We start from the raw sequence: 6,442 nt of genomic DNA on the forward strand, positions 1-6,442 counted from the left end.
GTGTGGTAGACCCCGCAGGCCTGGAGGGCCAGCGGCAGCAGGGCCAGCGCGCACAGGGTGTGCAGGACGTCCGCGAGGCGGCCCCAGTAGGGCAGCAGACGGCGGCCGGGCACGGTCCAGGCGGCGACGAGGAGGGCGGCCGTCAGCGTCAGCAGGACCGCGAGCAGGAGCAGCCGGTCGGTGGTGGAGGCGCCGGCGGCGGCGCGGGTGAGCAGCACCAGGCCGCCGAGGACGCCGGGCAGCAGGACGGCCAGGCGCTGGCGGATGCTGCCGACGGCCCGTCCGTGCAGCAGGAGCAGCAGGCTCAGCGCGCCGGCCTCGGCCGGGCCGGCCCAGCCGTCGGCGAAGGGCAGCACGGTCAGGCAGACGGCGCAGACGGCGCCGATCGCGGTGTGCAGGGCCATCAGGTAGTCGTCGGCGACCAGGGCGCGGGGCAGCACGGCGGCGGCCGGGACCGGCTCGATGTTCTCCTGGAGCTCGTCCGCGTTGCGCGGCAGCATCGGCAGCCGCAGCCCGGACAGCCGGAACGCCAGCGAGGGCACGAAGGCGCCGACCAGCACGGCCACCACCCCGACCACCGCCACCAGCTGGGCGAGCGTCATCCCGGCCAGCACCAGCACCCCCGACAGCACCCCGAGGAGGGCGACCAGCGCCACCCCGAGGAACAGCGGCGCCGCCGCCCCCACCGCCGCCAGGGCCAGCACCGCCGCCCCGGCCCCGGCCGAGGAGGCCGCCAGGATCCGGGCACCGAGCAGCTCGCCCCCACCGGACCCGCCGGACCCGCCCGGCCCGTTCGGCAGCAACAGCGCGGCGAGCGCCAGGTACGGGACGGCGGCGGCGCCCAGCGCGGCGCCCGCGCCCGCGTCGGCCATCGCCCGGGAGGCGCTGGCCGCGCCGAGCAGCAGCAGGACGGCGACCGCCGCGGCGGCGGCCTCGCGCGGGGCCGCCGGGCCGGACAGGGCGAGCAGCACCCAGCCGGCCGCCAGCGCCGTCAGCGCCAGGGCCAGGGAGAGGACCCGGGTGAGGGCCGGGCGCCAGGTGTCGCCGCGCTCGTTCATGCCGGTGGCGACGCCGTCCACCAGATCGTCGAAGTGCACCTCCGGCAGGGCCTCGTGGCGGGCCCGCAGGTACAGGGCGTCGCCGTCGTGCAGGCCGAGCGCCTCGGCGGTGCGCTCCTCGTCCAGCGGCTCCTCGCCGAGCCGCTGGAGCACCCAGCCGCCGTGCTCCAGGCCCTCCTCGGCGAGCCCGGGCCCGGCGTGCCCGAGGACGGCGGGCAGCAGGTCGGCCAGGGGCACATCGGCGGGGACGGCCAGCTCGAAGGCCGTCCCCGGCGCATGGAACCTCAATCGGCACAGTCCTGCCACGACACTGCTGCTCACGCCGGTCCTCCGGTTCGCTGGGCGGTGGTCCGCCTCTCCGCCCGGATGAACGGCCTGCCCGGCGTGCTGCGTTCAACCGGTGTGCCGCGGTCGGACCCCGCACCGCTGAACCTCCGGTACCGCGCCGTCCGTCACCCAGAGGGAACGGCCGTGGTGAGAAGGAGCCCTGAGTGAGCGTGGAGCTGATCAACCGGACGCCCCGGCGTCCGGGGCCCGAGATGCCGGACGGCGAGATCCAGCTCCAGGAACCGCCGGGCCTGCCGGAGAAGCAGAGCGGCATGGCCAGCGTGATCAGCATGGCGCCGATGGCGCTCGGCTCGCTGTCGATGGTGTTCATGTTCCTGCACCCGGGCGGCGGCGAGGGCAGCGGCGGCATGCTCAGCTACGTCGCGATGGGCATGATGGCGCTGTCCGCCGTCGGGATGCTGGTCACCCAGCTGATCCGCGGCTCCAGCGACCGCAAGCAGCAGCTGCGCGCCGAGCGCCGCGACTACCTGCGCTACCTCTCCCAGATGCGCCGTCAGGTGCGCCGCTCGATCGACGCCCAGCGCAAGGCCCTGGCCTGGCGGCACCCGGCACCGACCGAACTGGGCTCGCTGGTCGGCACCACCCGGCTGTGGGAGCGACGGGCCGCCCACCCCGACTTCAGCGACGTCCGGATCGCGCTCGGCGCCCAACGCCTGGCGACCCCGCTCGCGCCGCTGGCCACCAAGCCGGTGGAGGACCTGGAGCCGCTCTGCGCCCACGCGCTGCGCCGCTTCATCCACGCCTACGGCACGCTCGCCGACCAGCCGATGGCGATCCACCTGCGCGGTTTCGCCCACCTGCTGCTGCGCTCCGACGACCCCGAGGCCGCCCGCTCGCTGGTGCGGGCGGTGCTGGCCCAGCTCGCCGTGGTGCACGGCCCGGACGAGCTGTGCATCGCCGTCGTCACCGACCCCGAGCGGCGGGCCGAGTGGGAGTGGGCCAAGTGGCTGCCGCACGCCCTGCACCCGACCGACACCGACGGCGCGGGCCCGGTCCGGCTGGTCGCCGGCAGCCTCGGCGAGGTCGAGCAGCTGCTCGGCGAGGAGTTCACCGGCCGTCCCGGCTTCGAGCCGGACGCCGTACCGGCCCGGGACGAGCCGTTCACCGTCCTGGTCCTGGACGGCCCCGGCGCCCACTCCGGCAGCCGCGCCGCGCTGGCCGGTTACCGCAACGCCGTCCTGATCGACCTCGCCGACTCCCTGGAGTGGCGCCCGGCCCGCACCACCCTGCGGCTGCGGATCGAGGACGGCCGGCTCACCATGGTCGGCGCCGACCGCAACCGCAAGGACGTCGTCACCGACCTCGGCCGCCCCGACGGGCTCCCCCTGCCCGCGGCGACCCGCCTCGCCGCCCGGCTCGCCCGCTACCGGATCGCCGACGGCGTCGACGCCGCCGAACCGCTCGCCACCGACTTCGACCTCACCGCCCTGCTCGGCATCCCCGACCTGCACGCCCACGACGTCGAGGCCCTCTGGGCGCAGCGCGGCATCCCGCAGCGGCTGCGCGTCCCGCTCGGCCTCGGCCCGGACGGCCGGCCCGTCGACCTGGACCTCAAGGAGTCCGCCCAGGGCGGCATGGGCCCGCACGGCATGCTGATCGGCGCCACCGGCTCCGGCAAGTCCGAGCTGCTGCGCACCCTGGTGCTGGCGCTCGCCGTCACCCACTCCTCCGAGGTGCTCAACTTCGTCCTGGTCGACTTCAAGGGTGGTGCGACCTTCCTCGGCCTGGACACCCTGCCGCACACCTCCGCCGTGATCACCAACCTCGCCGACGAGGCCGCCCTGGTCGACCGGATGCGCGACGCCCTGCACGGCGAACTCGTCCGCCGCCAGGAGGTGCTGCGCGAGGCCGGGTACGCCTCGCTGCTGGACTACGAGACCGCGCGCGCCGCCGGCACCGCGCTGCGGCCGCTGCCCACGCTGTTCGTGGTGGTCGACGAGTTCAGTGAACTGCTGTCCGCGCACCGGGACTTCATGGAGCTGTTCGTGATGATCGGCCGGCTCGGCCGCTCGCTCGGCGTGCACCTGCTGCTGGCCTCGCAGCGGCTCGACGAGGGCCGGATGAGCGCCCTGGAGTCCCACCTGTCCTACCGGATCGGCCTGCGCACCTTCTCGGCGATGGAGAGCCGCGGCGTGCTCGGCGTCCCGGACGCCTACCAGCTGCCCTCCCAGCCCGGCAACGGCTTCCTGCGCAGCGACATCTCCACCCTCACCCGGTTCAAGGCCGCGTACGTCTCCGGCCCGTACCGTCCCAAGCGCCGTGCCGCCCAGCAGGCCGCCATCGCCGGGCAGGTCGTCGCGTACGGCACCGAGTACGTGATGCCCCGGCAGCTGCCGGTGGCGGCGGCCGAGACCGAGGAGGAGCAGGTCTCGGCCGGCTCGCTGCTGGAGATCGCGTCCGGCCGGCTCCGCGACGCCGGGCCGCCCGCCCACCGGGTCTGGCTGCCGCCGCTGGACGTCCCGCCCACCCTCGACGAGCTGCTGCCGCCGCTCGTACCGCACCCCGAGCGCGGCCTCACCACCGAGGACCGGGCCCGGCACGGCACCCTCGGCCTGCCGGTCGGCGTGGTCGACCGCCCCTTCCACCAGCTGCGCGACCTGCTCACCGCCGACCTCTCCGGCGCCGGCGGCCACGTCGGCATCGCCGGCGCCCCGCAGAGCGGCAAGAGCACCCTGCTGCGCACCCTGATCACCGGGCTCGCGCTCACCCACACCCCGCGCGAGGTCCAGTTCTACTGCCTGGACTTCGGCGGCGGCACGCTCTCCGCGCTGCGCGGCCTGCCGCACGTCGGCGGAGTCACCGGCCGGCACGACGGCGAGCGGGTGCTGCGGACCGTGGCCGAGGTCAACGGGATCATCACCCGCCGGGAGAAGTACTTCGCCGAGCTCGGCATCGACTCCGTCGCGTCCTTCCGCCGCCGCCGGGCCGCGGGCGAGCTGCCCGACGAGACGCACGGCGACGTCTTCCTGGTGGTCGACGGCTGGAACACCCTGCGCCAGGAGTTCAACGACCTCGTCCAGCCGCTCACCCTGATGTCCCAGCGCGGCCTCAACTACGGCGTCCACCTGGTCGTCGGCACCACCCGCTGGGGCGAGATCACCGGCGGCCTGCGCGACCAGCTGCAGACCCGCTTCGAGCTGCGGCTCGGCGACTCCGTCGACTCGATGATCAACATGCGGGCCGCCGCCAAGGTGCCCAAGCTGCCCGGCCGCGGCCTCACCGACGAGCAGCTGCACTTCCTCTCCGCACTGCCCAGGATCGACGGCTCCGGGAACACCGACGACCTCGGCGAGGGCGTCGCCGACCTGGTCGACGCCGTCGCCGCGCACTGGACCGGGCCGCGCGCCCCCGAGGTGCGGATGCTGCCGCTCGTCCTGGACGCCGAGCGGCTGCCCGCCCCCGAGGGCCGGCTGCGGGTGCCGATCGGCCTGGAGGAGACCGAGGTCTCGCCGCTGTGGCACGACTTCGAGGAGAACCCGCACCTGCTGGTGGTCGGCGACAGCGAATCCGGCAAGACCAACCTGCTGCGGCTGATGATCAAGGCCATCACCACCGCCTACACCCCGGCCGAGGCCAGGATCATGCTGGTCGACTACCGGCGCGGCCTGTACGACGCGGTGCCGGAGGAGTACCGGCTCGGCTACGCGGTGGCCGTCGACAAGCTCCGCCAGATCGTGGACGGCGCGTCCCGGGCGATGAAGAACCGCGTCCCGCCCGCCGACATCACCCCCGCCCGGCTCAGGCTGCGCGACTGGTGGACCGGCCCCGAGCTGTTCATCCTCGTCGACGACTACGACCTGGTCGGCTCGGGCAGCGGCGGCCACCCCTTCAACGTGCTGCTGGAGGACCTCGCCCAGGGCACCGAGATCGGCCTCCACGTGGTCGTCGCGCGCGGCGCCAACGGCATCGGGCGGTCGCTGGGCGACCCGCTGATCCGCAAGCTCCAGGAGGTCAACTCGCCCACCCTGCTGATGTCCTGCCCGCCCTCCGAGGGCTACCTGTTCGGCAACCTCAAGCCCCGCCAGTTCCCGGCCGGCCGCGGCCTGTACATCACCCGGCGGCGGACCGTACAGGTGCAGACCGGGCAGCTGGCGGAGGAGGAGTGATGGGCGCCTCGACGCTGCGGGCGCTCGGCCCGCACTACGTGATCGCACCGCCCGGCGCGGAGGCGAACGGACTGGCCGAGGCACTGGCGCCGGTACGCGCCGAGCCGCGGGCCCTGCTGCTCCTCGCCGCCGCCGAGGACGCGGCGCCCGTGCTGCTGGCCTCGCTGGACGAACTCGCCCGGGCCGCGCGCGAACGCGACGCCGACGTGCTGGTGCTGGCCGCCTCCGGGCTGGCGGCGCTCGGCCCGGACGGCCGTCGGCCCGCCGAACTGCTCGCCAGGCGCTGCGGGTTGACGGTCGTCGCGCCGGACGCGGTGGTCAGCGTCGAGCCGGACGGCACCCTGCCGGCCGTGAACGGGACGTGGTGGCGCTGCCGGCCCGGCGGGGGAGCGGAACCGCTCGGCAGCCGCTGGCCCGCCGCCGCGACCATCACCCCGCTGGCCGGCGGGGTGTTCTGGGTCACCGAGGCGCCGGTGGGGCCCGCCCTGCCCGCCGTACTGGAGCGGGCCGCCGCACCGCGGGACGGGCTGCTGCTGATCATCGGCGAGCCGGCCGGACCGCTGCCCAGCGGCGCCCAACTGGCCAACGCGGCGGTGCTGCTGCAGGAGACGGCCGGACGGGCGGACCACCTCGTGCTGAGCGCGCCGTGGGCCGCACCGGTCGAACTCATCGAACTGGCGGCGGTGTTGGCGGCCTCGCTCGGACAGGAGGTGCGGGCGGCGATCGGCGTGCCGGTGAGTGCGGCGGGGGCCGCCGGGCCCGACGTGCGGACCGTCCACGTGGCGGCGGACGGCGGCGAGGGCTGGGAACCGTACCTCACCGAGCTGGTCGCCCGCCCGAGCGAACGCACCGTCACCGCCGTCGGCTGGCGCACCCGACCCGACGCTCTTGGTGCTGCCGCACGCCGCGGTGCCGGCCGCCAGGACGAGG

At 75.4% G+C, this 6,442-nt stretch carries 2 protein-coding genes and 1 pseudogene; 2 read left to right on the forward strand and 1 reads right to left on the reverse strand.

Features of this window, described 5'->3' with window-relative positions:
* Window positions 1-1,379, reverse strand: a 1,379-nt coding sequence (gene eccD / locus ACIQOV_RS21675) for a type VII secretion integral membrane protein EccD (protein WP_401050777.1), incomplete at its 3' end; no start/stop codon positions are given.
* A 170-nt stretch (window positions 1,380-1,549) separates the two neighbouring features.
* Between eccD and eccCa the strand changes: the two genes are divergently transcribed.
* Entirely contained in the window at window positions 1,550-5,512 is a 3,963-nt protein-coding gene (gene eccCa / locus ACIQOV_RS21680; protein WP_401050780.1) for a type VII secretion protein EccCa, read from the forward strand.
* Window positions 5,512-6,442, forward strand: a pseudogene (locus ACIQOV_RS21685) (hypothetical protein); the annotation flags it as partial. The gene eccCa and the pseudogene ACIQOV_RS21685, both read left to right, overlap by 1 nt.

The organism is Kitasatospora sp. NPDC091257, from assembly GCF_044757675.1.
In the GTDB taxonomy this organism is placed as follows: Bacteria; Actinomycetota; Actinomycetes; order Streptomycetales; family Streptomycetaceae; genus Kitasatospora; species Kitasatospora lactacystinica.